This window comes from Actinosynnema sp. NPDC023794 (assembly GCF_040639675.1).
In the GTDB taxonomy this organism is placed as follows: domain Bacteria; phylum Actinomycetota; class Actinomycetes; order Mycobacteriales; family Pseudonocardiaceae; genus Actinosynnema; species Actinosynnema luteola.
In genome coordinates, this window is record NZ_JBFAFR010000004.1 from 428,201 (window position 1) to 454,528 (window position 26,328).

23 protein-coding genes are annotated in these 26,328 nt (G+C 72.8%); 10 read left to right on the forward strand and 13 right to left on the reverse strand.

What is annotated here, in order from left to right; genetic code table 11:
- Positions 1 to 71 precede the first annotated feature (71 nt).
- Positions 72 to 1,319 (reverse strand): arginine deiminase, encoded by a 1,248-nt coding sequence (locus tag AB0H12_RS13360; protein ID WP_499623083.1) that lies wholly within the window; start codon positions 1,317 to 1,319, stop codon positions 72 to 74.
- 199 nt (positions 1,320 to 1,518) lie between these two features.
- Between AB0H12_RS13360 and AB0H12_RS13365 the strand changes: the two genes are divergently transcribed.
- Positions 1,519 to 1,878 carry a hypothetical protein gene (locus AB0H12_RS13365; RefSeq protein WP_498771174.1) on the forward strand — a complete coding sequence of 120 codons (360 nt, stop codon included), beginning with the start codon at positions 1,519 to 1,521 and terminating at the stop codon, positions 1,876 to 1,878.
- Between the two features lies 1 nt (position 1,879).
- Positions 1,880 to 3,952, forward strand: a complete 2,073-nt coding sequence (locus AB0H12_RS13370) for a caspase, EACC1-associated type (protein ID WP_499623084.1) — start codon at positions 1,880 to 1,882, stop codon at positions 3,950 to 3,952.
- A gap of 82 nt (positions 3,953 to 4,034) precedes the next feature.
- Here the strand turns inward: AB0H12_RS13370 and AB0H12_RS13375 are convergent, their stop codons facing one another.
- The 3 genes from AB0H12_RS13375 to AB0H12_RS13385 form a co-directional block, all read right to left on the reverse strand.
- Positions 4,035 to 5,258 carry an alpha/beta hydrolase family protein gene (locus tag AB0H12_RS13375; RefSeq protein ID WP_499623086.1) on the reverse strand — a complete coding sequence of 408 codons (1,224 nt, stop codon included), beginning with the start codon at positions 5,256 to 5,258 and terminating at the stop codon, positions 4,035 to 4,037.
- Positions 5,259 to 5,356: 98 nt separating this feature from the next.
- Positions 5,357 to 6,121, reverse strand: a complete 765-nt coding sequence (locus tag AB0H12_RS13380; RefSeq protein WP_499623087.1) for a CPBP family intramembrane glutamic endopeptidase — start codon at positions 6,119 to 6,121, stop codon at positions 5,357 to 5,359.
- Between the two features lie 24 nt (positions 6,122 to 6,145).
- Positions 6,146 to 6,904 (reverse strand): DUF2470 domain-containing protein, encoded by a 759-nt coding sequence (locus AB0H12_RS13385; protein ID WP_499623089.1) that lies wholly within the window; start codon positions 6,902 to 6,904, stop codon positions 6,146 to 6,148.
- Positions 6,905 to 7,154: 250 nt separating this feature from the next.
- On the opposite strand from AB0H12_RS13385, the gene AB0H12_RS13390 reads away from it, so the two are divergent.
- Both AB0H12_RS13390 and AB0H12_RS13395 read left to right on the forward strand, forming a co-directional pair.
- Positions 7,155 to 7,628 carry a hypothetical protein gene (locus tag AB0H12_RS13390; protein ID WP_499623091.1) on the forward strand — a complete coding sequence of 158 codons (474 nt, stop codon included), beginning with the start codon at positions 7,155 to 7,157 and terminating at the stop codon, positions 7,626 to 7,628.
- 60 nt (positions 7,629 to 7,688) lie between these two features.
- Positions 7,689 to 8,153: a hypothetical protein gene (locus AB0H12_RS13395; protein WP_499623093.1), complete on the forward strand. Its 465-nt coding sequence runs from the start codon at positions 7,689 to 7,691 to the stop codon at positions 8,151 to 8,153.
- 4 nt (positions 8,154 to 8,157) lie between these two features.
- Here the strand turns inward: AB0H12_RS13395 and AB0H12_RS13400 are convergent, their stop codons facing one another.
- The 6 genes from AB0H12_RS13400 to AB0H12_RS13425 all read right to left on the reverse strand — a co-directional run bounded on the left by AB0H12_RS13400 (position 8,158) and on the right by AB0H12_RS13425 (position 17,081).
- Positions 8,158 to 9,333 (reverse strand): VWA domain-containing protein, encoded by a 1,176-nt coding sequence (locus AB0H12_RS13400; protein ID WP_499623095.1) that lies wholly within the window; start codon positions 9,331 to 9,333, stop codon positions 8,158 to 8,160.
- 261 nt (positions 9,334 to 9,594) lie between these two features.
- The gene (locus AB0H12_RS13405; RefSeq protein ID WP_499623096.1) at positions 9,595 to 11,802 is read right to left on the reverse strand and encodes a DUF5682 family protein; all 2,208 of its coding nucleotides are present in this window, start codon (positions 11,800 to 11,802) and stop codon (positions 9,595 to 9,597) included.
- On the reverse strand, positions 11,802 to 12,890 hold the full coding sequence (locus tag AB0H12_RS13410) for an ATP-binding protein (RefSeq protein WP_499623098.1): 1,089 nt from the start codon (positions 12,888 to 12,890) through the stop codon (positions 11,802 to 11,804). The genes AB0H12_RS13405 and AB0H12_RS13410 overlap by 1 nt, the downstream gene beginning before the upstream one ends.
- Entirely contained in the window at positions 12,887 to 14,314 is a 1,428-nt protein-coding gene (locus AB0H12_RS13415) for a DUF5691 domain-containing protein (protein ID WP_499623100.1), read from the reverse strand. Before AB0H12_RS13415 ends, AB0H12_RS13410 begins: the two co-directional genes overlap by 4 nt.
- Before the next feature lie 244 nt (positions 14,315 to 14,558).
- On the reverse strand, positions 14,559 to 15,842 hold the full coding sequence (locus tag AB0H12_RS13420) for an SWIM zinc finger family protein (RefSeq protein ID WP_499623101.1): 1,284 nt from the start codon (positions 15,840 to 15,842) through the stop codon (positions 14,559 to 14,561).
- Positions 15,843 to 15,902: 60 nt separating this feature from the next.
- Positions 15,903 to 17,081, reverse strand: coding sequence for a homogentisate 1,2-dioxygenase (locus AB0H12_RS13425; RefSeq protein ID WP_499623102.1), 1,179 nt, complete (start codon positions 17,079 to 17,081; stop codon positions 15,903 to 15,905).
- A 69-nt stretch (positions 17,082 to 17,150) separates the two neighbouring features.
- Here AB0H12_RS13425 and AB0H12_RS13430 point away from each other — a divergent pair, with 69 nt between their 5' ends.
- The 4 genes from AB0H12_RS13430 to AB0H12_RS13445 are packed head-to-tail and all read left to right on the forward strand — an operon-like array spanning position 17,151 to position 20,488.
- Complete coding sequence (locus AB0H12_RS13430) at positions 17,151 to 18,017, forward strand: hypothetical protein (protein ID WP_498771148.1); 867 nt, start codon at positions 17,151 to 17,153, stop codon at positions 18,015 to 18,017.
- Positions 18,014 to 19,186: a fumarylacetoacetate hydrolase family protein gene (locus AB0H12_RS13435; RefSeq protein WP_499623103.1), complete on the forward strand. Its 1,173-nt coding sequence runs from the start codon at positions 18,014 to 18,016 to the stop codon at positions 19,184 to 19,186. The genes AB0H12_RS13430 and AB0H12_RS13435 overlap by 4 nt, the downstream gene beginning before the upstream one ends.
- A 3-nt stretch (positions 19,187 to 19,189) precedes the next feature.
- Positions 19,190 to 19,858, forward strand: coding sequence for an IclR family transcriptional regulator (locus AB0H12_RS13440; protein WP_053714875.1), 669 nt, complete (start codon positions 19,190 to 19,192; stop codon positions 19,856 to 19,858).
- Positions 19,859 to 19,903: 45 nt separating this feature from the next.
- Positions 19,904 to 20,488, forward strand: a complete 585-nt coding sequence (locus AB0H12_RS13445; RefSeq protein WP_499623105.1) for a Uma2 family endonuclease — start codon at positions 19,904 to 19,906, stop codon at positions 20,486 to 20,488.
- A 12-nt stretch (positions 20,489 to 20,500) separates the two neighbouring features.
- On the opposite strand, the gene AB0H12_RS13450 is transcribed toward AB0H12_RS13445, so the two are convergent.
- Positions 20,501 to 21,088 carry a TetR/AcrR family transcriptional regulator gene (locus AB0H12_RS13450; protein WP_499623106.1) on the reverse strand — a complete coding sequence of 196 codons (588 nt, stop codon included), beginning with the start codon at positions 21,086 to 21,088 and terminating at the stop codon, positions 20,501 to 20,503.
- Between the two features lie 75 nt (positions 21,089 to 21,163).
- On the opposite strand from AB0H12_RS13450, the gene AB0H12_RS13455 reads away from it, so the two are divergent.
- Positions 21,164 to 21,553, forward strand: a complete 390-nt coding sequence (locus tag AB0H12_RS13455; RefSeq protein ID WP_499623107.1) for a nuclear transport factor 2 family protein — start codon at positions 21,164 to 21,166, stop codon at positions 21,551 to 21,553.
- Here the strand turns inward: AB0H12_RS13455 and AB0H12_RS13460 are convergent.
- Both AB0H12_RS13460 and AB0H12_RS13465 read right to left on the reverse strand, forming a co-directional pair.
- Positions 21,550 to 22,149, reverse strand: a complete 600-nt coding sequence (locus AB0H12_RS13460; protein WP_499623108.1) for a TMEM165/GDT1 family protein — start codon at positions 22,147 to 22,149, stop codon at positions 21,550 to 21,552. The two genes, AB0H12_RS13455 and AB0H12_RS13460, sit on opposite strands and share 4 nt — an antisense overlap.
- A gap of 228 nt (positions 22,150 to 22,377) precedes the next feature.
- Positions 22,378 to 24,687, reverse strand: a complete 2,310-nt coding sequence (locus AB0H12_RS13465; protein ID WP_499623110.1) for an RCC1 domain-containing protein — start codon at positions 24,685 to 24,687, stop codon at positions 22,378 to 22,380.
- 153 nt (positions 24,688 to 24,840) lie between these two features.
- Between AB0H12_RS13465 and AB0H12_RS13470 the strand changes: the two genes are divergently transcribed.
- Positions 24,841 to 26,319 carry a cytochrome ubiquinol oxidase subunit I gene (locus AB0H12_RS13470; RefSeq protein ID WP_499623111.1) on the forward strand — a complete coding sequence of 493 codons (1,479 nt, stop codon included), beginning with the start codon at positions 24,841 to 24,843 and terminating at the stop codon, positions 26,317 to 26,319.
- Positions 26,320 to 26,328: the final 9 nt, after the last annotated feature.

The window sequence follows — 26,328 nt, forward strand, 5'->3', positions numbered from 1 at the left end:
TTCAGGTAAGGCTTACGAAGGTAAGGAAAGGGTTGCCGAAGAAAGCTTAGGCAACCCTTTCCGGCGACGTTTCAGACCAGTGGCGCGCGGTCGATCGGGCACGACATGCAGCGCGGGCCGCCGCGACCGGAGCCCAGCTCGGAGCCGCTGATCCGGATCACCTCGACGCCGGCGTCCTCCAGCCGCGCGTTCGTCTCCACGTTCCGCTCGTAGGCCACCACCAGGCCGGGTCCGACGGCCAGCGTGTTGTTGCCGTCGTCCCACTGCTCGCGTTCCGCGGTCACCGGGTCGAGCCCGGTGTCGATCACGCGCAGCCTCTCGATGCCCATCGCGTCGGCCGCCGCCTCCAGGAACGGCCGCCGGTCCTCGACCACGACGCCGCCCGCGCCGTCGGACCGCACGGGGAACGCGAACAGGTTGTCCCGCACCGCCGGGTACATCACCACGGCGTCCCGGTCGACCATCGTGCACACCGTGTCCAGGTGCATGGTCGCCCGCTCCTGCGTGATCGGCACCGCCAGCACGGTGTGCGCCAGGCCGTCGGCCAGCGCGGACCGGGCGAACGACTCCGCGCCCGCGGGCGTGGTCCGCTCGCCGACGCCGATCGCCAGCACGCCCGGCGCGAGCAGCAGCACGTCACCGCCCTCGACCGGCGCGGAGTGCGCGCCGTACGCGCGGCCGGTCCTGCGGAACCGCGGGTGGTAGGCGTAGATCAGGTCGGTCAGCGCGGTCTCCCGGTCGCGCGCGGGCAGTGCCAGCGACGTGATCGCGACCCGGTCGCCGACCCACACCGACGAGTCGCGGGTGAACAGCAGGTTCGGCAGCGGGTCGACCGCGAAGTCGATCGGGTGGTGCATCTTGCGCACCAGCGACGCGCCCTCGGCGGCGGGCAGCTCCTCGAACGTCATGCCGGTCATCAGCGCGGTGGCCAGCTGGTCGGGGCTGATCGAGGCCAGGTGCGAGCGCAGCGCGTCGGCCAGGTCGATGCCCAGCCGCCGCTCGTTGACCGCGCTGTGGATGCCCGCGATCCGGGCCCGGTCGTCGTGCAGCGCGTCGACCAGCAGGTCCGCCAGCAGCAGCACCTCGACGCCGCGTCCGCGCAGCAGCTCGGCGAACGCGTCGTGCTCCTCCTGGGCCCGGTCGACCCACGGCACGCCGTCGAACAGCAGCTGGTCGTTGTTGCGCGGGGTGAGCCGCTTGAGCTCGGCGCCGGGACGGTGCAGCAGCACCGTGCGCAGGGGGCCGACTTCGCTGTCGACGCGGGGCGCCGCTGCCGGCTCGCCGTCGGTGGACGCGGTCTGGGCGATGTGCGCAGTCACGGGTCGAGGGTAACCCGAGGTCGGTCGGATCAGCAGCTCTGAGTGGCCCGTTCCGGCGAAGGTCGATCGTATGACCGCCTTGGAACGGCGATTCGTTGCGTGATCGGGCGATGTGGCTTCAGGAACGTTGCGTTGTCACGTGGACTACCGGTCCGGGGGCGTGGTTGCGGGATGATCGTGTTCTACCGGGGGAGGATCAGTGTCGGACTTCCGCTTGTTCGTCGACGCGCCGGGCCACGCGGCCTCGGCGACGAGCCAGTTGCTGCAAGAGCTGGTCAGGGGCGCGAAGGTCGACGCACGACCCGCGCCCGCCGCGTCGCCGGAGGGCTCCAAGAGCGGCGCGGGCGCGACCGTCGCCGAGCTCGTGCTCAACGGCGCGCTGCCCGCCGCGGTGGCCGCCGCCGTCGCGTCCGTGGTCACGTCGTTCGTGCAGCGCGGCAGCGCGCGCAAGGTGACGATCAAGACCCGGGACGACGAGATCACCGTCGAGGGCGTGGACGCCCGCTCGCAGAAGGCGCTGCTGGAGGCGTGGCTGCGCGAGCACGAGGGCGAGGGGTGAGGTGGGCCGGCACGCGCTCCTGGTGGCGACCGGCGAGTACGAGGACGTCCGGCTGAGCCGGCTGCGCGCGCCGGAGCAGGACGTGGAACGGCTCGCCGCGGTGCTGGAGGACCCCGACGTCGGCGGGTTCACCGCGGTCGAGGTGCTGCGGGACCGGACCGACCACGAGATCCGGCGCGCCGTCGAGGACCTGCTCGCGCCGCGTGAGGCCGACGACCTGGTGCTGCTGTACTTCTCGTGCCACGGCCTGACCACGGCCGCGCGGCGGCTGTACTTCGCCGCGTCGAACACCGTGCAGGACCGGCCCGCCGGCACCGCGATACCCCGCTCGTTCCTCAACGAGCAGCTGGAGGACTGCCGGGCGTCCGGACGGGTCCTGCTGCTCGACTGCTGCTTCAGCGGCGCGTTCGTGGAGGGGTTCAAGGCCGGCGGGACGAGCGTGCTGGACAGCGCGGACGGTGCGGGCTCCGGGTACGTGGTGATGACCGCGTCCAACGCCTACGAGTACGCGTTCGAGCAGGACTCGCTGTCCCTGGACGCGCCGCGCGCGTCGCTGTTCACCGACGTGCTGATCGAGGGTCTGGCCGGCGGCGCCGCCGACCTCGACGGCGACGGGTGGATCGACGTCGACGAGCTGTTCAAGTACGCGCAGGGCGAGGTGCGCGCCAGGCGTCCCGACCAGACGCCGCAGTACTTCGCGCACGGCTCGTCGCAGCCGCTGCGGATCGCGCGGGCCGGTGGCGCCGCGGGACGTCGGCCGCGCGGCACGGCGTCGTACACGTCCGGGCAGTTGTTGGTGGCGCGTGGTTTCCGGGCCGCCGCTGAGCCGGTGTGCCGGACGTTGGGCCCGATGGGGCGGCGGGCCGTGGTGTTCGTCGACCGGCGGCCGGTGGAGCTGTCGGACGCGTCGGCGATCGTGGACGCGTTCCAGCCGGACGACCCGCGTGACCGGCTCGGCGCGGGGTACGTCCGCGACCTGGTCCTCCACGTGCGGCGGGAGGCGGGCGACGGCGCGGCGTCGGCGGTGGCCGTGGCGCGCGGCGCGATCGGCGGGCTGGTCGACGCGATGCGCGACGGGCACAACCCGGTCCGGCTGCTGCGCGGCGTCACGGCCGCCGCCGCCCGTGCGACCGAGCTGATCGAACGGTCCCTGGCGCGGCCGTTGCAGCCGGCCGAGCTGACCCAGCTGGCCACCACCGCTTCGGGTGACCCCGAGGTCGGCCGGCTCGTCGGGGCCGTCGCCGCCGGCACCGGGGGACGCGGACCCGTCCTGGTCGAGGAGAGCAAGCGGTTCGAGCTGGAGTTCGAGATCCACCGCGGCCTGCGCCTGGACCACGGCTACGCGTCCGACCGGTTCGTCACGGACACCGTCAGCGGCACGGCCGTGCTGCAGGACGCGTGGGTGTTGCTGGCCGCCGGTCGGCTGACCGACGTCGACCGGTTGACGGGAGAGCTGGAGCTCGGCGAACACCCGCTGCTCGTGGTCTGCGAGATGCTGCCGCACGCGGAGCTCGCCGAGCTGCTGCGGGTGGGCGAGACGCGGGACGTGGTCGCGGTGACCGCCGAGCTGGACGAGGTGGAGCGGCTCCAGGGCGTGGTCGGCGGCGCGATCCACTACCCGTACTGGGGGAGCGACCCGGCGTTGAAGTCGTCGTTGGGCCGCGCGGCGAAGGTCGTGGTGACCGAACGGGACACGACGGTGCTGGCCCACCCCGCGTCGAACCACGGTCGCACGGCCGCTCTCATCCGGGCCCCCGCCGGTGACGTGGACAAGGTGCGGCGGGCCGTGCGCGCGGTGGACAGCGCGGTGCGGGAGGGCGTGATCCGCGGCGGTGGCGTGGGCCTGGCCGAGCTGGGCTCCCTCCTGGCGCAGGACGCCGCCGGCGGCCCGGAGGAGATCGCCGGCTGGCGCGCCTTCGCCGCCGCCCTGTCGGAACCGGCCACCCGGATCGCCGAGAACGCCGCCCTGACCGTCGCCGACCTGGACGCGTCCCTGCTGGACTCGGCCGGCGTCGCCCGCACCGTCGTCACCGCCGCCGCCCACACCACCTCCCGCTTCCTCCTCGTCCACTGACCCGCGTGTCCTGCGTCCAGAGCCCGAGAGTCCTACGTCCAGGACCCGAGAGTCCTACGTCCAGGACCCCCGAGTTGAACGCTCAGGCGATGAACCGCACGTCGGGGTGCTGCGGCGAGTCGCCCCGGAACAGCCCGGTGTCCCGCCCCTTCAGGTGCAGGTCGAAGTACCCGGCGTAGTACTCGTGCTGCGCGGCCAACGACCGGGTCGCGTCGATCTCGCCCACCAGCTCCCGCTGCTTCCCCGGGCTGATCACCCCACCCAGCTGCGGCACGGCGAACTGCAGGTCGGTGAAGCTGTAGTGCGTGCCCCGGTCGAAGTGCAGGTCGCGCTTCCACCCGCGCTGGCTCACCCAGAACTCCGCCCACGTCGGGTCGAACTCCGGCGTCAGGTGCGAGTGCTCGATCCGCCCGCCCGTCCCCGGGTCCACGAAATCCGCGCCCACCAGCATGAACGGCCGGTCCAGCCCGCGCGTCACGACCTCACCGGGCCGGTAGCCGTCACCGAAGCCGTGGGACATGGCCCCGTCCACGTTGATCCCGGCGTCGATCCGCCGGTCGTGCACCATCGTCTCGCCCGCCGTGAACCCGCCGTACGAGTGGCCGAACATGCCGACCCGCGACAGGTCGAGCGCCCGGCCGAGACCACGCGGCAACCGGTCCCGCTCCGCGTCCGGGTTGTGCCCTCGCGCGATCGCACCCAGCTGGTCGAGCACGAACCGGGTGTCGGCCACCCGCGCGTCGAGCGCGGTCTTGAACTGGGTGGGGTCGTCCTCGTCGATCAACGGCGGCTCGACCCGCCCGTCGGGGAACTCGACCGCGAGCGACTCGTGCGTGTGCGACATCGAGACGACGACGTACCCGCGGCTCGCCAGGTCGTCGGTGAGGCCGGCGCTCAGCTCCCGCGCCGACCCGAAACCGGGCGAGTGCAGCACGACGGGCCACCGGCCGAGGACCGGCGGGCCGGTGCGGGCGTGCCGCCGGGGAGAACCCCAGTCGACCGCGCCGGACGGGATGCCGACGAGCCCCGCCTCCCGGTCGACGGCCGCCGCCACGCCCGAGGTCATCCACGGCGCGCGTTCCCCGCCGGAGCCGTGCGCGGGGTAGGTGACGGTGACCATCACCTCCCGGTCCTCCGCCGGCCGCCACGGGTCCGGCCGCCGGTCGACCAGGTGCAGCTCCGCGGTGCCGACGGCGTGCCGGCCGCTCAGCTCGGGCATGGCGATCCGCACGCCGGTGTCGGCAGCCGCGGGTGAGGCCAAGCCAAGGGTCGCGATGGCCGCGACGGTGAGTGCTGTGGTGCGCATCAGGTCCCCCCTCTTGTCGGGTCACCTGATGCTGTCGGGGGCGGCTGTCGCCACGCGTCCGCCTCGCGGCTGATCGGGCGTCCTTCGCGGGGAGGACCTCAGGGCAACCAGGACACGTGACCGCGCAGCAGCGTGTAACCGACGAACGCGACCACGTCGAGCAGCGCGTGCGCCACGACCAGCACCCACAACCGGTTCGTGCGCTGCCACACCTTGCCGAACACCAGCCCCATCACCACGTTGCCGATGAACCCGCCGAACCCCTGGTACAGGTGGTACGAGCCGCGCAGCACCGCGCTGGCCAGCAACGCCGTGTTCTCCCGCCACCCGAGCTGCCGCAGCCGGGTGATGAAGTACCCGACGACAAGGACCTCCTCCGCCCACGCGTTTCCCACGGCGGACAGCACCAGCACCAGGCTGCGCCACCACGAGGAGTCCAACGTGGACGGCAGCACGGCCAGGTTGAGCCCCAGGTTCCACGCGACCAGGTAGAAGACCAGCCCCGGGATGCCGATCACGGCCGCCAGCCCGAGGCTGCCCAGCGCGTCCGGCCCGACGCGGGTCCGGTCCAGGCCGAGCGCCTTCAGCTTGATGCCGCCCTGCCACAGCAGGTACAGGCCGAGCCCGCCCCACGCCGCCAGCTGCACGACGCCGAGCAGCTGCGCGATCAGGTCGAGCAGGTCGAACCGCGCCTGCGGGACGTTGATTGCGACCTTCTGCTCGTTCAGCGGCACGGGGTCGAGCAGGCTGTCCAGCAGTCGCACCAGGCTGCGCGCCCCGGACAACCCGAGCGTCACGGCGAAGACGAGCAGCAGTTCCAGCCGGTAGCCGCGGCGCGTCCGGGCGTCGAGGTCTTCGATCACGCCCCTACGTTAACCGCGCCGCCGTCAACGGCGTTGTGCCAGGAAAGGGCAGCCCATCAGGCGGCGCAGTTCCGCGGCCAGCTCCTGCGCCGTGCCCACCGGTCGGGAGAACGCGATCCGCACGTCGTGGTCGGAGTCCGACATCTCCACCCGCAGCCGCAGGCCGAAGCGGTCCAGGCCGAGCGGGCGGACGTGACCGCCCCTCAGCTCGTCCGGCAGGTGCTGGGCGAGCAGGCCCACCACGTCCCGGTGCGACAGCTCCAGGTGGCGCAGCCAGTGGTCCTCGTGCGCGGCGAACGGGTCCGGCTCCGCCTGCGCGAACAGCTCCGGCCGCAACGACGTGGTGCCCTCGCCGTCGGCCACCACCAGCGACGCGGGCGACAGCCGCAGCGCCGACGCGCCGTGCCCGACGTCGAGCAGCCGCGGGTCCGGACGTGCCTCGGCGACCTGGAGGCTCGCCTCGCGCGCCTCCCCCGGCGTGAGCGTGCGCAGCCACCCGGTGATCCACAGCAGCCCGCGGACCGGCTCGCGCAGCTGCACGGGCGCCTGGTCGGCGAGCTCCAGCATCGCGGTCACCTCGGACCCGCGCGCGGCCTCGACCAGCGGGTGCCCGTCGGGCAGCACGACCGTCGCGTCACCGTCCGGGTGGACGTGGTGCAGCACCGGGGTGATGCGGTTCTCCGTGCCGCCGGACGGCAGCAGCGCCGCGCGCCCACCACGGGCGGCGATCGTGCGGGCCCGCTCCGCCGGATGCGGCGCCGGCGGACGACGTGTCTCGTTCACCCGCTCACCTCCCCACTTAGGGCAGCCTAACTTGATGGAGCGCTGCGGCGGTAGTCCCACGACCGGCTTACCGGGCGCTTCGCCGTGCCGGAGTCGTCCAGGCAGGTTAGGGGGTCCGCCGCGGCCGTGCCGACCAGGCACGCGGAACGAGGCCGCGGATCGGTCCGGTCGGTCGGCGGAACGGTCCGGTTGGCCGATTCGGCGGGCCGCGCGTTCGTCGTAACCTTGGCTCGCCTGGCGGAGGTGGCTCGTGGTCGTGCCGAACAAGCCGTCCACCCGGGGTGCGGCCCTCGACGACCGGTGGACCCGGTACTGCATGGAGATCGCGGGCCGTCGGGCGTTCGGCTGGGTCGTGGTCGGCGCGCTCGCGTTCGTGCTGCAACTCGCGCTGATCTTCGTGTTCACCGTGTCGTCCGCCCTGCCGCTCGTGCTGCTGCTGTTCTCCGTGCTGGTCCTCGGGCTCGGGCTGACGCGGCGGCAGGCGTTGCCCCGGGTCCTCGGCGAGCACGCGTGGGTCTACGTGCGCATCCACTGGCGCGGCGGGCTGCTCGTCGTGCACGGACCGCGACCGCTGGTGCTGGACGTGAGCGCCGGACCCGTCGCCCGCGGGCGGATCAACCGGCACCGGCGGGCGTGGGTCGTCGCGCCCGACCGCGCCGGGAACACCGTGGTCACGTTCCGTGGTGTGCCGAAGCTGTTCCCGGCGAAGGTCGTCCGCCGGTGAGTTTGGTGATCATCTATTCGGTTACCCACCGGGAGGACTTCTGGTTTGCTGGGAGCGGTGGTGGGCGAGGCTTGGGTGGACAAGTGCCTGACCAGTGCGGATCGCCGCGCGGTCGGGTTCGTCGGGCTGGCGTTGTTCGCCTTGCTGACGCTGTGGGTCGTGTCGGAGTGGGTCGGGTCGCGCTGGGTGTTCGTGCTCACGCCGTTGTGCGTGGAACTCGCCGTGCCCGGGCTGCGGCACTTCTTCTCGCGGCGCGCCCTGCGCCGACTGCTCGACACCTACCCCCGGCACGCCGTTTCGGTGCACTTCGTGCCGGGGCGCACGCGCGTCGGGCGGCAGACGTACCTGGAGACGGCCGGCTCCGACCGGACGTTCCTGCGGCTGGCCGAGATCCCCGAACGCGTCCGCGAGAACATCCGCCGCGGCGGCCGGGTGTGGCTGGCCGGACCCGACCCGCGCGGCCGGACGGCCGTGCTGACCAGGGGCGCGCCGTTCATGACGCTCGGCCGGATCGTCATCCGGTGAGGGCTCACCGGCCCACCGGGATGCCGCTCTGCTCGGCCCACGCGGCGACGTCCTCGCGGCGCAACGCCGTGGCCAGCAGGTCCGGGAACCGGTCCGGGGTGCACGCGAACGCCGGCGCGCCCAGTTCGGACAGCTTCGCCGCCAGCTCGTGGTCGTAGGCGGGCGTGCCGCTGTCGGACAACGCGAGCAGCACCACCACCGTCACCCCGCTCTGCACGAGCTCGCGGACGCGCCGCTGCAACTCCCGCGCCACACCGCCCTCGTACAGGTCGCTGATCAGCACCATCACCGTGTCCGTCGGGCGGCGGACCAGCGACTGGCCGTAGGCGACGGCGCGGTTGATGTCCGTGCCGCCACCCAGTTGGGTGGAGAACAGCAGGTCGACCGGGTCCTTGAGCTGCTCGGTCAGGTCCACCACCTCGGTGTCGAACACGACCAGCTTCGTGTCGACGGCCTTCAGCGAGGCCAGCGAGGCGCCCAGCACGGCGGAGTACACGACCGACTCGGCCATCGAGCCGGACTGGTCGACCAGCAGGACCACGTCCCGCAGCGAGGCCTGGCGGCTGCGCCTGCTGTTGCCGACCAGGTCCTGCACGATCACCGTGCGCTGGTCGGGTTGGTAGTGGCGCAGGTTCTTGCGGATCGTGCGGTTCCAGTCCACATCGGACAGGCGTGGGCGGCTGGTGCGGCGGGACCGGTCGATCGCGCCGTGCACGGCGGCGAGGAGGCGGTCGGCGAGCTTGCGCTCGATGTCCTCGACCACTTTGCGCACGACGGCGCGCGCGGTCTCGCGGGTGCGTTCGGGGATGGCGCGGGAGAGGGAGACCAGCGTGCCGACCAGGCTCACGTCCGGCTCGACGCTCGACAGCAGTTCCGGTTCGAGGAGCAGTTGGCGCAGCCCCAGGCGTTCCACGGCGTCCTTCTGCATCACCTGGACGACCGAGCTGGGGAAGTACGTGCGGACATCGCCCAACCACCGGTGCAACACCGGCGACGACCCGCCCAACCCGGCACTGCGCTTGCCACCGGCGTCCACCGCGTCCCCACCACCGCCGTACAACCCGGTCAACGCGGAATCCCGCCGCTGGTCGTCCTCGCCGAGGGCGCCGAGATCCCCCGCCGCGCCACCCAACAACAACCTCCACCGCCGCTGCCGCTCGACCGCGATATCCTGCGTCACGCGCCCACCTGCCCATCCCGGCCACCCCAGGGCCTTCTGTCACACCATCGGGTGATCATCGCCCGAAAATGTACGGAAACACTGTTACGGCCCCTCGGTTAAAACCATGAGGAGCCCCGACCAACCACCACCCATCCCAACCCCCGACCCGGCCCACCCCCGACCCCGCCCCGCCCGCCACCGGCCGCACTGCCGGATCGCTGCCGCCCCGCCCGCAGCCTGCCGGGCACCCGACCGCCCTTGCCGCGTGTGCCACGCGCGTCACGCGCCCGCACCCAGCAGATCGCGCACGTGACCGGCGAGACGGGCCGCGAGCTCTTCGTCCCAGTCGCTCGCCGCCATCGCACCGCCCGCCGTCGTGCCCTTGACCCGGTCGCCGAGCATCCGGCGCTCGGCCGGGCTGAAGTCGCCCACCGCGCGGCGCAGGAGCGGCAGCGCGGCGGCGAAATCCCCGCCGGACAGGCCGGTCAGCCACTCGTCCACGACGCCGAACAGGCGTGGATCGGCGGTGAGCAGGGCGGCCGATCCACGCAGGAAGCCCGCCACGAACGCGGTCGCGCCGGCGGCCAGCGAGACCGCGCGGTGCAGACGGGTGGCGACTTCGTCCGAGTCCAGGGCACCCGTCTCCCACAGCAGGCGCGTCGCGCGGCCGGTCGGCAGGCCGTGCGCGTCGGGCATCGCGACCAGGGATCTCAGCGCACGCTGCCACGTGTCGCGGTGCTCGTCGTCGGCGGCCAGGCGCACCGCGTCGTCCGCGCCCTCGACCGCCTTGACCGCGCGTTCCGCCGTGTCGTCGTCGACGCCCCGGCACGCGAGCGGCAGGCCGACCGCGCCGCGGGCCAGCAATCCGTGCAGCGCGACGCGAAGCAGTTCCGGATCCGTGCCGCGCACCGAGCCGTAGCGGACGGTGGTCGCCAGGTCCGGTAGGGCGGACAGGAGTTCCAGGGCGTCGGTCGCGGCGGCGGCGCAGCGGTCCAGGGCCTGGCGGGACGCGGCGACGGCCTCCGGGATCTCGCACCCTACGGCCTGGCTCAGCGCTTCGGCGGCGTCGACCACTCGGGTAGCCGCCGCGGCACGGGCGATCAGCACGGTCCGGGCGGCGGATTCGACGGTCGTGCCGTGCCGGGCGGCGACGGCCAGCGCGACCGCGAACTCCGGCCGCCAGTGCAGCTGCCAGGCCTCGGCGAACGTGCCCAGGGTCCGGGTCGTGTCCGGCGTGCCCCACGGGACGTCGAGAACCTCCAAGCGCCGCAACAACTTCGAGCGCTCACGGTCGGTGTCCTTGCGCAGGTCGAAGCGCATCGGCTTGATCGCCGCACTGGCCGGCATCCGCAGGCGACGTTGCCACCGCGCCAGATCCGCGGCCAGCGGTGACGTCGGGACGTCGTCGCCCACCACGCCCAACCGCTCGCCGACCACCAACTGCTCGTGCACCAGGCGAAGCGGGGTCGCGTCACCGCCGCACAACACCGCCAGCGACGCCTCCATCACCTCCGAAAGCCCCGGCGACGGCCGCCCGCGCATCGCCGCCAACGCGTCCGCCAGCCGCACCGCCTCCACCGCGCTCGCCGTCGACGCGGGCAAGTCCTCCGCCCGCAACACCGCGCACGCCTTCGCGAACCAGCGCGGCAACGCGTCGCCACGTTCGGCGCACTCCCACAAGTGCGCGTACCAACCCGGCGAAGCGACACCCGCGCCGTAACCGGACGACGCCGCCAGCCGACCGTGGCTCCACGGCACCCACGTGCCCGAGATCTTCTTGCGCGGCAAGCCTTTCAGCGCCGCGGCGTCGACCGACGCGGGCGGCAGGGTGCGCAGTGCGGGCACGTGCCACGCGCCGGCCACCACCGCGATCGGGCCCTCGACGTCCTTCAACGCCTGCCGGACGTTCTGCCGCATCGCGGCTTCCCGGCGCAACGTGCGGGCGTCCACCTGGTCGGCGAACTCCTCCCGCAACGCGCCCATCGCCTCCGCGACCGCCTCGGCCAGGTCACGCGGGTCGGTGTGGTGCTCGACCACGTCCTCCCACCAGCGTTCGGGGTCGTCGAAACCCGCCGCCTCGGCCAGCGTGCCGAGCGGGTCGAGCGCCGCCTTCGGCGCGTTCTCAGAGTCAGGGGTCTCGGGTGTCCCGGGATCGGCGAGGGACGCGGCGGCCGGCAGGTCGAAGAACCGCACCGGGACGCCGTTGGCGTGCGCCCACGTCATCGCCCGCCACTCCGGCGAGAACTCGGCGAACGGCCAGAACGCGGCCCGCGCCGGCTCCGCCTCGTCGTGCAGCAGCAACGCCACCGGCGGGGTCAGGTTCGGCACGTGGGGCAACAGGGCGTCACCCTCCGGTGGTCCCTCGATCAGGACCACCTCCGGCCGCACGGCCGCCAACGCCGCCGCGACCATGCGCGCCGAACCCGGACCGTGGTGCCGGATGCCGAGCAGCGTCACCCGTTCCGGCAAAGGCTGGTCGCGTGCCATCAGCCCACCGTGTCCTGGCACGCCCGGTACAGGTCACGCCACTCGGCGCGCTCCTTCACCACCGCCTCCAGGTACTCCTGCCACGCCGCCGTGTCCGACACGCGGTCCTTCACCACCGCGCCGAGCAGGCCGGACGCCAGCTCGTCGGCGGTGATCGTGCCGTCGCCGAAGTGCCCGGCCAACGCCATGCCGCTGGTCACCACCGAGATCGCCTCGGCCGTGGACAGGCTGCCGCTCGGCTTCTTCAGCTGCGTGCGGCCGTCCACAGTGGACCCGTTGCGCAGCTCGCGGAAGATCCGCACCACCCGGCGCACCTCCTCCAACGCCGGTGGCTCGGCGGGCAGCTGCAACGCCCGGCCGAGCTGGGCGGCACGCGCCGACACGATCTCCACCTCGTCGTCCTCGGTCGCGGGCGGCGGCAGCACGACGGTGTTGAAGCGGCGGGCGAGCGCCGACGACATCTGGTTCACGCCCCGGTCGCGGTCGTTCGCGGTGGCGATCACGGTGAACCCGGGCACGGCCTGCACCTGGATCCCCAGCTCCGGGATCGGCAACGTCTTCTCGGACAGGATCGTGATGAACGAGTCCTGCACCTCGGCGGGCATCCGGGTCAGCTCCTCGACCCGGACCACCGCGCCGTCGCGCATCCCCGTCATCACCGGGCTCGCCACCACCGCGGCCTCGGACGGACCCTCGGCGATCAGCCGCGCGTAGTTCCAGCCGTAGCGGACCTGGTCCTCGCCCGTGCCCGCGGTGCCCTGCACGACCAGCGTCGAGTTGCCGCTCACGGCCGCCGCGATGTGCTCGGACAGCCACGACTTCGCCGTGCCCGGCACGCCGACCAGCAGCAACGCCCGGTCGGTGACCAGCGTGCCGACGGCGATCTCGACCAGCCGCCGTTCGCCGACGTACTTCGGGGTGATCACCGTGCCGTCCGGGAGCGTGCCGCCGAGCACGTAGGTGACCACCGCCTGCGGCGACATCCGCCACCGCGGCGGGCGAGGCCGGTCGTCCGCCGCCGCCAGGGCCGCGAGCTCGGCGGCGTACTGCTGTTCCGCGGCGGGCCGCAGCACGGATTCGGTGGTCACTGGCTTTCCTCCCGGTGGTTGAACGCCTCGCGCAGCTGCATGCGCAGGCGCAGGACGTCGAGTTCGACGGTGTGCTCGGGCCAGCGCTCGGTGATGCGGGCCCAGTTCGCGCCGAGGACCTCGGCGTCACCCCTGGCCAGCAGCACCGCGGGCGGACGGCCGGCGCGCCACCTCGGGTCGCGCATCCCGGCGTAGCGGTCGAGCAGGTCCGCGGTGGCCCGCGCGCTCCACGGGCCGGGCAACTGCGAGCACGCGTGGTCGAGCAGGTCGTAGTTCCACTGCCGCGACACCTCGACCACGGTGCGCGCGGCCAGCTCGGCGGGCAGGCCGCCGAGCATCTCGAGCTGTTCCATGCCGGTCAGCGACCGGGTCGCCGCGACCGCCCACGGCCGGGCGTCGTCGGCGAGCTTCAGGTTCTGCGCCACGCCGCGCAGCAACGAGCTCGCCCACGGGCCGCGTGCGAGTTCGGCGGCGGCGCCCTCGTCGTCGGTGTTCAGCCGGCCGGTCCAGTGCTGTGGCGGCACGCTCGCCGCCGCGCCGCGCAACCGACCCGCGACACCCGCCTCGGAACCGTCTTTCAGCAGGTCACGGGCCTCGTCCGGCTCCGGCGCGGTGTCGGCCCACAGCTCGTCGGTCTGCACGTCGAAGCCGTCCGCGGTCAGCCACAGGCCGCGGTGCAGGCGTTCGGCGGCGCGTTCGGCCAGGTCGGACGCGGGCAGGGTGCGCAGCAGCCGCAACGCCTCGTCGTGCACGCCGATCGCGCGGTCGTCCAGGGCACGTTCGAGGAGCGGTTCGTCGTCCGGCCCGAGGTTCGCCTCCAAGGCGCTGATCAGCACCTGGCGGTCGGTGGCGCGGCGTTGGACCTCGAATTGCGCGGCCAGGAACGCGCGCGTCCCCACCGGGTCCTGGTGGCGGGCGCGGCGCAGGGCGGTGAGGCGGGACGTGCCGGGCAGGTCGAGGGCCTGGTCGAGGTCGATCTCCTCCGCGACCGCGCCGGTCGCGGCCCAGGCCCAGGCCGGGCGGATGGCCGCCAGCCACCGGCCGCGGGCGCCGAGGACGGCGGACACGGCGGGGCGCAGGCCGGGGTGCGCGGTGCCCAGGCCGAGCAACGCGGGCAGCTCGCGGTGGTCGGCGACGACGCGTGCCGTCTTGGCCATGCCGCACCACTCCGTGAGCAGCACCTGGTCGTCCAGGGCCAGGATCTGGACCAGCACGGACCTCGCGGCCGGGTGGGCGCGCACGTCGCCGGACGCCGGGGCGGCGGGCAGCGGCGGGGTGTCGACGGGCGCCGGGAGCTGGGCTCCGTGTGCGGCCAGGCCCAGGGCCGCGACGCGGTCCAGCAGGGCGGTCGGCGTCGTGCCCGCGCGGTGTGCGCCGATCAGGGCCGCTTGGACGGCTTCGTCCCATTCGGCTTGGAGGGTCATGGCCGGCCGCCCATCGGGATCCGGATCGGGGCGGTCGGGGTGGAGGTCGGCCGGAGGGTTTCGTGAGGGTCGTCGGTGGGGTGGAGGTGGTCGGTAAGGGCGTGGTTGGGTCGGGGGTGGTCGGGGAGGGGTTGGTGGGTCGCGGTTCCTCGTATGCAACCGAGGATCGGTAACGGTGTTTCCGTACATTGTCGGGCGATGATCACCCGATCGTGTTGGCGGAGTTCCTGTGCTGCCTGCGTGATCATCCCACTACCTCCGGTGCTCCGCCCGGCCTGGCGACCGCGCCCAGGCGCAGTTCACGGCCGTTCCACAGGCCCCACGCGTCGAACTGCCCGCCGCCCGTCAGCGCCAACGCCTGGTCCAGGCCCAGGTCGCCCCGGACCTGGAGGCCGCGGCCTTCCTCGTCGACCAGGTGCCCGGTGTCGGCGGTGACCCGCACCGAGGCGCACCCCAGCGGGTGGAGGCGTTGCCACGGGTCGGCTTTCAGGTGCTCCTCCAGACCTGCCAGGGCCGCACGCCACGTCGAAGGCGCGGGCACCGGCTCCGGCTGCCGCTCCACCAGCAGCTCACCCACCGCCACCCGGTGCGGCGGCACGCCGGGATACGGGTGCAGCACCCCCTGCACCTGCACCCCGTGCGTCAACGGCGGCACGGGGCGTCCGCCGCCACCGGCATGCCGCACGGCCACCACCCACCCGTGCGAACGCCCCCAAGCCCACTGCCGCACGGTCCGCACCAGGCCGTCGTCGCTCTCCACCTTCAACAACGGCGCCCACTGGTCCGTCCAACCCGGACCGGCGCGCACCTCCTCCTCGGCCACGGAGAACCCCAGTCGACGGCGAATCACTGGATCAGGTGACGACGACAGCCGCGCCAACAGGTGCAGCCCGCCCAACCGGTCCGCCGCGTCGTGCGCCCACCGCGGCCCGCCCGCCGCCACGATCCCGCGCACCTCGTCCACCGCCGACGCCAGCCCCTTGGCCTGCGCGTCCACCATCCGCGCCTGGATCGAGTGCCACCACGCCGCGTCACGCGCGGGCAGCCCCGCCAACCCCGCGCCGGCCACGTCGCCCAACCAGTCGGTCAGCCCGGCCACACCGGCGCGCACCGCGTTCTGCCTCGCCAGGGCCGTCTTCTCCTTGGCCTTGGCCCGTCGCTCGACCGCCTCCGGCGAGTCGTCGGACGCGGCCGACCCGGCGGACCCCGCGGCACGGTTGCGGCGGGTCAGCCACTCGTTCACCCAGTCGGGCGTCTCGGCGACCGGGAACGGCTCGCGCAGGTCCCGCAGCTGCAACGCCAACGCGTGCTTGCACGGGAACTTCCGCGACGGGCACGAGCACTTCGTCGCCCGGTCGCCCAGGTCGACGCACACCTGGTACGGGTTCTTGCCGCTGCCCTTGCACAGACCCCACAGGGCGGTGTCGCTGCGACCCGTCCCCTGCCACCCGGAGAACCCCGCCAGCCGGGTGGCGCTGCTCGCCACCTGGCCGTCCGGGGCCTGCTCCAGAAGCGCTTGTGCGTCCATGCCGGCAGACGTTAGAGGCACCCACCGACAGAACAGGGGCACTCCCCGGCAGAAAGTCGATCAATCCAGGTCAGGACCCCGACGTGCCCAGGACCAGGCGTACTTGGGGTCCTCCGACGCCACCGCGGCCTCGCCGAGGTGCAGCGGTCGGAAGGTGTCGACCATGACCGCGGTCTCGTCGAAGTAGTCCACCCCGAGCGACGCCTCGACCGCGCCCGGCTGCGGCCCGTGCGTGCAGCCCGCCGGGTGCAGCGACAGCGAGCCGATGCCGATGCCGGAGCCCTTGCGCGCCTCGTAGTTCCCGCCGACGTAGAACATCAGCTCGTCCGAGTCGACGTTGGCGTGGTTGTAGGGCACCGGGATGGCCAACGGGTGGTAGTCGACCTTGCGCGGCATGAACGAGCACACCACGAAGTTCGGCCCCTCGAACGTCTGGTGCACCGGCGGCGGCTGGTGCACGCGGCCCGTGATCGGCTCGAAGTCGCGGATGTTGAACACCCACGGGTACAGGCAGCCGTCCCAGCCGACGACGTCGAACGGGTGATTGGCGTAGGTGAACCGGGTGAGGCCCGCGCGGTGCCGCACGAGCACCTCCACGTCCTCGCCGTCGACCAACAACGGTTCCGCCGGCCCGCGGACGTCGCGCTCGCAGTACGGCGAGTGCTCCAGGAACTGGCCCTTGGCCGACAGGTACCGCTTCGGCGGTCCGATGTGTCCGGTGGCCTCCAGCACCAGGATGTCCACGGGCCCGGACGGCACCACGCGATACGTGCACGACGTCGGCAGCACCACGTAATCGCCCTCGGCGACCGGCAGCGCGCCGTAGATCGTCTCCACGACGCCCTCGCCGGACTGCACGTACAGCAGCTCGTCGCCGGCCGCGTTGCGGTACAGCGGGCTGGGCGCGGTGGCGGTCACGAAACCGATGACCACGTCGGCGTTGCCGACCAGCGTGCGGCGGCCGGTGACCGCGTCCACGTCGGAGGACTCCCAGGTCAACGCCGGTGTCTTGAAGTGCCGCGGCTTGAGCGGGAGGTTCGGCGTCAACGCGCCGCGCGGCTCTTCGACGGTGACCGCGTCGACGATCGCGGTCGGCAGGTGGCGGTGGTAGAGCAGCGCCGAATCGGCCGAGAAGCCCTCGACCCCCATGAGCTCTTCCGCGTACAGCCCGCCCTCCGGTGTGCGGAACTGCGTGTGGCGCTTTCGGGGGATCTCACCCACCTGGCGGTAGTACGCCATGGTTCACTCCGGGCGTTCGATAGTCGGACATCTTTGTTCATTGACCGGTACGCCACTAGCGTGTCAGCCGTGTCAAGCGCCTTCGAACTCCGTGCGCCCGGTCCACGCGGCACTCCGCCCCTGCTCGCGAGGCTTGTCGACGACGCCGCACTGTTCCCGCCGGGCAACGCGTCGATGCCCGACGCGGTCCGCGGCCACCTCGACGCACGCGCCGGGGAATGGGCCGGTGCGGTCGGTCTCTTCCTGTGCCCCGCTTCGCGACTCGCCGAGCTGATCACCGAGCTGATCAAGGTCAAGCCGGTGAAGCCGGTCGCCCTCTCGCTGGTCATCGACACGGGTCTGGGAGGTGTGCCCAAGGCCGTGTCGATCGTCGAGTCCCGCAGTGAGCTCTTGGCGCTGCGGATGGTCGAGATGCCGGCCCCCTCCGACGTGGACGAGGTGTGGCTCGAACGCGTCTCCGAGTTCGTGCCCGAGGACGTCATCCGCGTCGTCGAGCCCCGCCGGGGCGGCGCCGAGTGGCTGGACGGCGTGCGCCGCGTCATCGAGCACGGCAGCTGGCCCAAGCTGCGCTGCGGCGGGGTCAGCAAGGAGAACTTCCCCAGCGTGGACGAGGTCGCCGACTTCCTCGCCGTGGTGAGCAGCGGCGGCGTGGCCTTCAAGGCGACCGCCGGCCTGCACCACGCCGTGCGGCACACGGACGCCGAGACCGGGTTCACCCACCACGGGTTCCTCAACCTGCTGGTCGCAACCGCGCGTTCGCTGTCCGGCGGCGACGTGCGCGAGGCGTTGTCGAGCACGGACGCGGTCGCGTTGGGCGAGGAGGCCAACGGGTTGTCCGACCAGGCCGCGCACGCCGTTCGCGGCGTGTTCGCCTCCTACGGGTCGTGCTCGCTGGACGAGCCGATCGCCGACCTGGAGGAGCTGGGTCTGCTGTGAGCTGGATCGAGGACCCCGCGTTCACCGCGGACGAGCCGTTCGGGCCGCAGACGCTGCCGTACGGCGTCGTGCCCGGCGGTGTCGCGGTGCGGGTGGGCGACCAGGCGTTGTTGCTGCGGGGACTGACCCTGGGCGAGCGGCTGGAACCCCTGGTGGCCACGGGCTCGCTGGACGCCTTGCTGGCGGCCGGCCGGCCCGCGTGGAGCGAACTGCGGGCGCGGCTGGTCGAGATCGTCTCGGCCACGTCGGCGCCCCGCGGCGCGGAGCTGGTCGGGCTGGACGGCGCCGTGCTGCCGTTCACCGTGGCCGACTACGTGGACTTCTACTCGTCGCGCCACCACGCGGAGAACGTCGGACGCATCTTCCGGCCCGACGGCGAGGCCCTGCTGCCGAACTGGACGCACCTGCCCGTCGGCTACCACGGCCGGGCCGGGACGGTGGTCGTGTCCGGCACGCCGATCGTCCGGCCGCACGGGCAGCGGCGGTCGTCGGCCGGTCCGGTGTTCGGGCCGACGGGCCGGCTGGACATCGAGGCCGAGGTCGGGTTCGTCTGCGGCGGGCCGGTCGCGTCGCGGCTGACGCCGTCGCAGGCGGTCGAGCACGTGTTCGGCGTGGCGCTGGTCAACGACTGGTCCGCGCGGGACGTCCAGGCGTGGGAGTACCAGCCGCTCGGCCCGTTCCTGGGCAAGTCGTTCGCCACGTCGGTCTCGGCGTGGATCACGCCGCTGGAGGCGTTCGCGGTGGCCCGCGTGTCGCCGCCGCCGTTGGGCAACGACGTGCTGCCGTACCTGGTCGAGGACCGGGCGTGGGGCCTGGACATCGACCTCGAGGTCGAGTGGAACGGCACGGTGGTGTCCAGGCCGCCGTTCCGCGAGATGTCGTGGACGTTCGCGCAACAACTCGCGCACCTGTCGGTGAACGGCGCTACCGTTCGGCCGGGCGACCTGATCGCGTCGGGCACCGTGTCCGGCCCGGCCCGCGACGAGCGCGGCTCTTTCCTGGAGCTGAGCTGGGGCGGGAAGGAGCCGGTGGTGCTCGACGACGGCGAGCGGACCTTCCTGGAGGACGGCGACACGGTGCGGATCACCGCGACGGCCCCGGGTGAAGGCGGTTCGGTCGTCGGGCTGGCCGAGGTCCTCGGCACGGTCGTCCCCGCCGACGAGAGGTAGAGCGTGGTCAGACCCGATCCCCGCGGCCGGCTGCCGGCGCCCGCGTCGAAGGAGAGCTCGCTGACCCTGGAGCGGGGCCTGGCCCTGCTCCAGGCGGTGGCCGACGCCGAGTCGGAGGCGCCGTCGATCAGCGAGCTGGCGGCGGCCATCGGCGCGTCGCGGGCGGCGGTGTACCGGCTGCTGGTGCCGTTGCAGTCGCGTGGGCTGGTGCGGCGCGAGGGGTCGAAGGTGCGGCTCGGGCTCGGCGTGCTGCGGCTGGCGTCGAACGTGCTGCCGCAGTTGCGGCTGGCCGCGCAGCCCGCGTTGCGGACGTTGGCGGAGGCGGTCGGCGCGACGTCGCACCTGACCGTGGCCGACGGGAGCGAGGCGCAGGCGGTGGCCGTGGTGGAGCCGTCGTGGACGGCGTACCACGTGGCGTACCGGGTCGGGTCGCGCCACCCCGTGCACCGGGGCGCGGCGGGCAAGGCCATCGGGCTGTCGCCGGAGGGGCGGCAGTGGGTCCACTCGACGGGCGAGTTGCAGCCGGGCGCGTTCGGGGTGGCGGCGCCGGTGCGGGGCGTGCCCGGACTGCGGGCCAGCGTGGGCGTGGTGGCCCTGGAGAAGCTGGACGGTGACGTGGTGGGGCCGCAGGTGGTGCGGGCGGCTCAGGAGGTCGCTGACGCGTTGCGCTGACGCAAAGTAGCCCATTTTGCACTCTGCGTATACGAAGGGAACGAAGTGATCGCTCTGTCCGAGGACATGGAGAACTCGGCCGAGGACGTCCACTTGTTCACGGTCGCCGAATACGCGGAGCTCGGGGAGACCGGGCCCGGCTACTCCGAGCTGCAGGAGGGTCGCATCTTGATGTCACCGAGCCCGAGTCCGCGCCACATGATGGCTTCGGGTGAGCTGTTCGTCCAGCTCCGCGACCAGGTGCCCGGCGACTTGGTCGCGATCCAGGACGTGGACGTCGACCTGGAACTGGTCCCCCCGGGCGATCCCGGTTTCTCGCGGCGGCCCGACCTGGTCGTCGTGCCGCGTGAGGCGGCCAGGAGCGGGCGCCTGCTCAAGGCGTCCGAGGTGCTGGTGGTGATCGAGATCGTGTCGCCCGGCTCGAAGCGCATGGATCGGGTCATCAAGCGCGGGGAGTACGCCGACGCGGGTATTCCGCACTACTGGATCGTCGACCTGGACCCGCCGATCTCCTTGGTCGCGTGTCACCTCGCCGGCGAGTTCGGCTACCAGGACGCCGGTGACGTGGTGGGCGAGTTCACCACGTCGGTGCCCTTCCCGGTGACGGTGAAGCTCGACGGACTGGTCTGAGATCCGGGAGGGTCAGCGGTCGGTGCCGAGGACGCGCAGGAGGGTGATCCGGAGGGTGCGCGCCGCCTCCTCCTCCCACAGCCGGCCGGCGTCGACCTCCTCGCTCGCCGCGTGCCCGAGCTTCACCGTGACGGCGATCTGCCAGTCGAGCGGCAGGCCGTCGTCGAACTCGCCCGTCTCCCGGCCTCGCCGGATCACCCGCGCCAGCCGCTCGGTGACGGGCGCGTGGCGGTCGTGGTCGGCTTCCGGGGTCACCGGCAGCGCGGCGACGGCCCGCATCAGCACGGGGTAGCGCCCGGCGGTCCGCTGCCCGGCTTCGAGCAGGCGCAGCAGGGCGTCGGCGGCGGGGCCGGTGTCGAGGTCGGCGGCGTCCATCGCCTCGACGGCCTCCTCGGTGACGTGGTCGACCACCGCGGCCAGCAACTTCTCCCGGGACGGGAAGTGGGCGTAGACCGTCTGGCGGGTCACGCCGGCAGCCGTGGCGACGGCCTCCACGCCCGCGTCGGGGTCGCCGTTGAGCAGCCGGACGGCCGCGCCCAGGATCGCGGCCCGGCTGCGGCGGGCGTCGGCGCGGCGGTTGCGGGCAGCGGCCTCAGGCATGTCTTACACCTTGTCAAAGTTGGCGGGTGGTGGATATCTTACGGCGTGTAAGAGATCGTCGGAGAGGGGAACACCGTGGGCCGCGTCGACGCCGATCCGAAGCAGTTCATCGCAGACTTCCTCACCTCCTTCACGGACGACCTGGTGAGCGGCGAAGAGGACGCCGAACTCGTCGTGGACCGCTACCACACCCCGGACGTGGTCCAGTTCGCCGACGGCAACGCGATCGACCGCGCGAAGCTGATCGCGCACACCCGCCCGGTCCGCAAGAACCGGCCCACCTCCCGGGTGCAGGTGCACGAAGCGCTGGCCGACGGCGACCGGATCGCCGCCCGGTACACCCTGCACGTGGTCAACCGGGGCAAGTCCCTCACCATCGACGTCCACTTCTTCGGGCGGTTCGCCCCCGACGGCCGGATGCGCGAAGCCCACCTGCTCACGCGCAGCCGCGACGCGACCGCTTAACCCACCACCGCCTGCCACAGGGCCACCAGGGCGAACGCGGCGAACACGAAGCCGCTCACCCGCTGGATCAGGTGCGTCGGGATGCGGGTGGCGATCCGGCGGCCCACCAGGACCGCGATGGCGGCCACCGTGACCAGGGCCAGGAACGCGCCGAGGCCGACGAACACCGGGCTGGCGTAGCGGGCGGACAGGGCGGCCGTGGCGAGCTGCGAGGCGTCGCCCCACTCGGCGGCGAACAGGACGCCGAACGACGTCAGGGCGGCCCGCGGGAACGTCACCCGACCAGGTCCGTTCGCGGCCGCGCCCGCCTCGTCGCCGTCCTTCGAGAAACCCTCTTTGAGCAGCAGGAACGCGCCCACGCCGAACAGCGCGGCGACCACGCCCGCGACCACCCGGTCGGGCAGGAGGGTGAGCACGCCGCCGAACGTCGCGGCCACCACGCACTGGATCGCGAACGCCGCCGTGACGCCGACGAACACCGGCCAAGCCCGGTACCGCGTGGTGAGCACGAGGGTGGCGACCATGGTCTTGTCCGGCAGCTCGGCCAGGAAGACGATGGCGAAAGCCGTCGCCGCCGCGATGAGTTCAGGTGCCACGGGAACCTCCGACGTCCGATGTGAACCCGGACGGAGGCAGCACGACCCCGACCGGGCGTCCTGCACTGCCCGGCCGGAGGTCTCGTTCGCCCGCTCCGAAGAACGGGTGAGGGACCGGATCCGCGCTGGGCGGATCAGTATGTCGATCCTCTCGCCCCGGTCGTGGTGACCCGGGGGAACTACTCCCCTCTGGCGTCCACAGCGTACCCCGCCCGTCGGGGACGAGGGCTACGGCCTGATCGCGAACAGGGCGACCCCGCCGCCGCTGATGGCCCTCGCCCCGGAAATCGCGGTCCGGACCGGGGTGGTGGACAGGCAGTGCTCCGACCGCGGCGTCGTCGTGCAGCTGCCGGACGTGCCGTTGCCGAGGTGCCCGGCGAGGTTGTTGCTGCCCCAGGCCCACACCGAGCCGTCGGCGCGGAGGGCGAGGGCGGTCGAGGAGCCGCTCTCGACCGCGACGACGTCCGTCAGCCCGGCGACCTGGACCGGCACGTCGGAGTGGCAGGCGGCCGGGTCGGCGCACGGCGCGCCGGTCCCGAGCTGGCCCCAGTAGTGGTAGCCCCACGACCACACCCGGCCGTCGGCGGTGACGGCGTACCCGTTCTCGAGGCCGCCCGCGATGGCGACGGCGTCGGTCAGCCCGACGACCTGCGCCGGCGGCACGTCGTCGCCCAGCGGCGAGCCCGTGCCGGTCTCACCCCGCCGGTTCTGGCCCCACGCCCACACCGTGCCGTCCGAGCGCAACGCGAACCCCGTGGACGCCCTGGTGGTCGCGATCGCGGTGAACCGGGTGCCGTCCGGCTGCGGCAGTGCGATCCGCCTCGGCTTGCCCGGCAGGCAGTCGGACTCGGTGGGGCACAGGCCGTAGGGCGGGCCGTGCACCGAGTTGCCCCAGCCCCACACGGTCCCGTCGGACTTGAGCGCGTACGCCGTGACGTGGTCGCCGGCGATGGCGGTCACGTCGGTGAGGCCGCCCACCCACACCGGGACGTTCGAGTCGCCGGTGACGTCCGGGCCGAGCTGCCGGTACTGGTTCGAACCCCAGCCCCACACCGTGCCGTTGGTCGTGAGCGCGTACGCGGCGAAGCTGCCGGCGGCCACGGCCGTCACGCCGGTCAGCCCGCGGACCCGCAGGGGGACCGCCGAACGGCCACCGGTGGCGCCGGAGCCGAACTCGCCGGCGTTGTTCTGGCCCCACGACCACACCGTGCCGTCGGACTTGAGCGCGTAGGCGGTGGAGGCGCCCGCGGCCACGTCGGTGACCCCGGACAACCAGGGGCGGAAGCTCGGCGCCGGGCCGTAGTCCAGGTCGCCGCCCCAGGCGTGCACGCAGTCGACCAGGCACCCGGGCGGGGTGGCGAAGAAGCCGGCGACGTCCACGACCAGGTCCGCGGAGCCCGCGTTGTTGTACAGCACCATCCCCGCGTCGCCGCCGAGCGGCACCACCGCGGCGTTCGCCGTGTCCCGCCCGGCGGGAAGGTTCAGGTTCGACGTGGTCGGCCGGGGCGCGCTGGTCCGGTAGGCCGACACGTACGTGTCGGCGGTGACGTTCGTGCCGGTCAGGTTGAGCGACACGGCTCTCGCGGACGTCGGGATCCGGCCCGCCAGGTCCGCGTTGCGGGTCCGACCCGGTCCCAGCGGACCGCCCACCTCGCGGGTGTCCAGGGCACGGCTCCTCGACGGGAAGAACCGGTCGCCGCGGTCGGCGGCGTAGTACCCGGCCACGTCCACGACCAGGTGCGTGTCGCCGACGTGGTTGTACAGCGTGGTCCGGCGGTTCGGGCCGAGGGCGACGGTGACCAGGTTGGGGCTGGTCTGGCCGGCCACCAGGTTGAGGTTCGACGCGGTGGGCCGGGCCGCGCCGGACGGGTACGCGGTCACGTGGGTCGCGGCGGTCGGCTCGGTCGCGGTCAGGTTGAAGGTCACCGACGTGGCCGAGGCGGGCACCACGGCGGACAGGTCCACCTCGCGCGTCGAGCCCGGGCCGACGGGTGCGCCCGCGCGGGTGTCCAGCACCCGGGTCGGTGCCGTCGTGGTGAACCGCGTGGCCTCGTCGGTCGTGTAGTACCCGGCCAGGTCGACGATCAGGTGCACCCGGCCGGTCTTGTTGGTCAGGCTCAGCCGCGGCGCCCCACCCAGGAACTCCGCCGTGACCAGGTTCGCCCGCGTCTCGCCCGCCTTGAGGTTGAGGTTCGAGATCGCGACGTACGACAACACCCCGATGTGCGTGTCCTCCGACGGCTCGGTGCCGGTCAGGTTGAACACCACGGCGGTCGCCGAGGCGGGCAGGTGCGTGGTCAGGTCCACGGACACGCCGCCGTACCCGACCGGGCCCACCACGCCGCCGGTGCCGGTGCCGTCCCGCGTGTCCAGCACCCGCAGCGGGGCCATCGGGACGAACGTGAGCCCCCCGTCGACCATCTGCGCGTACGGGCCCCTGGTGCCCGGATCCGCCTGTGCCGCGATCGGATCCGCCTGTGCCGGTTGAGCGCCGAGCACGACGAGCACGGCCGCGCAGAGCGCGAGAAGCCGCCGCATGATGTTCCCCCAAGGTCCACGATGAGCCGCACGGACCATACGTTCCGGCAGCGCGAATCCGGTAGCGCGAGTTCGCACACAGGACCTTGGTCCCGGGTCCCGGGGGACCGTCGTACCTGAGGCCGACCCCCGGCTCGGACCTACGGTCGGTCCGTGGACGTCCTCGACCTGGCACGGTGGCAGTTCGGCATCACCACCGTCTACCACTTCCTGATGGTGCCGCTGACCATCGGGCTCTCCCTGCTGGTGGCGGGGATGCAGACCGCGTGGGTGCGCACGGGTGACCGCAAGTACCTGGCGATGACCAAGTTCTGGGGCAAGCTGCTGCTGATCAACTTCGCCATGGGCGTGGTCACCGGCATCGTGCAGGAGTTCCAGTTCGGCATGACCTGGAGCGCCTACTCGCGCTTCGTCGGCGACGTGTTCGGCGCGCCGCTGGCGATGGAGGGCCTGGTCGCCTTCTTCGTCGAGTCGACGTTCCTCGGGCTGTGGATCTTCGGCTGGGACCGCCTGCCGAAGAAGGTCCACCTGGCCTGCGTGTGGGCGTTCTCGCTGGCCACGATCGCCTCGGCGTACTTCATCCTGGCCGCGAACTCGTGGATGCAGCACCCCGTCGGCGTGGAGATGGTCGACGGGCGGCCCCGGCTGACGTCGATCTGGGCGGTCCTGGGCAACAACACCGTGCTGGCCGCGTTCCCGCACACGATCTTCGGCGCGTTCGCCGTCGCCGGGACGTTCCTGGTCGGCGTCGCGGCGTGGCACCTGTGGCGGCGCAGCGACGACGGGCCGGTGTGGCGCGCGTCGGTCAAGTTCGGCACCTGGGTGGGCGTCGCGGCGTTCACCGGGCTCGCGATCACCGGGGACGTGCAGGGCAAGCTGATGTTCGAGCAGCAGCCGATGAAGATGGCGGCGGCCGAGGCGCTGTGCCACACCGAGTCGCCCGCCGCGTTCTCGGTCTTCGCGCTCGGCGACGTGTCGCGGCCCGACTGCGAGAACGTCAAGAGCATCACGGTGCCCGCGCTGCTGTCGTTCCTGGCCCACAACGACTTCACCACCGAGGTGAAGGGCATCGAGGACCTGGTGCCGCTGTACCAGGAGAAGTACGGCGCGAACTACCCGGTCGACCCGAAGCTGGGCGAGCTGTCGGGCAAGCCGATCGACTACGTGCCGAACCTGCCGGTCACGTACTGGGGCTTCCGGCTGATGATCGGGTTCGGCGGGCTCGCGGTCGGTGCGGGGCTGCTGGTCCTGTGGCTGACGCGCGGCGGTCGGACGCCGCGCGGCCGGTGGTTCAAGTGGCTCGCGCTGGGCAGCATCGCGACGCCGTTCCTGGCCAACAGCTTCGGCTGGATCTTCACCGAGATGGGTCGGCAGCCGTTCGTGGTGGTGCCGAACCCGAGCGGGGTGGACGGGGTGTGGATGTTCACCGCGCGTGCCGTGTCGTCGTCGACACCGGGGGAGGTGTTGACGTCGCTGGTCGCCTTGACGCTGGTCTACGGGGTGTTGGCGGGCGTCGAGGTGTTCCTGATCCGGCGGTACGTCCGCGCTGGGGTCGCGGGCGTGCTGCCGGCTCGAAAACCCGACGACGGCGCCGGGTCGCGTGACGACGACGTCCTGACGTTCGCTTACTGAGAGGGGGAG

Bases quoted from the DNA above. Each gene is read 5' to 3' on its own strand.
- AB0H12_RS13375 (WP_499623086.1), bottom strand. From the start codon at position 5,258: ATGCGCACCACAGCACTCACCGTCGCGGCCATCGCGACCCTTGGCTTG.
- AB0H12_RS13405 (WP_499623096.1), bottom strand. From the start codon at position 11,802: ATGGCACGCGACCAGCCTTTGCCGGAACGGGTGACGCTGCTCGGCATC.
- AB0H12_RS13415 (WP_499623100.1), bottom strand. From the start codon at position 14,314: ATGACCCTCCAAGCCGAATGGGACGAAGCCGTCCAAGCGGCCCTGATC.
- AB0H12_RS13420 (WP_499623101.1), bottom strand. From the start codon at position 15,842: ATGGACGCACAAGCGCTTCTGGAGCAGGCCCCGGACGGCCAGGTGGCG.
- AB0H12_RS13425 (WP_499623102.1), bottom strand. From the start codon at position 17,081: ATGGCGTACTACCGCCAGGTGGGTGAGATCCCCCGAAAGCGCCACACG.
- AB0H12_RS13450 (WP_499623106.1), bottom strand. From the start codon at position 21,088: ATGCCTGAGGCCGCTGCCCGCAACCGCCGCGCCGACGCCCGCCGCAGC.
- AB0H12_RS13465 (WP_499623110.1), bottom strand. From the start codon at position 24,687: ATGCGGCGGCTTCTCGCGCTCTGCGCGGCCGTGCTCGTCGTGCTCGGC.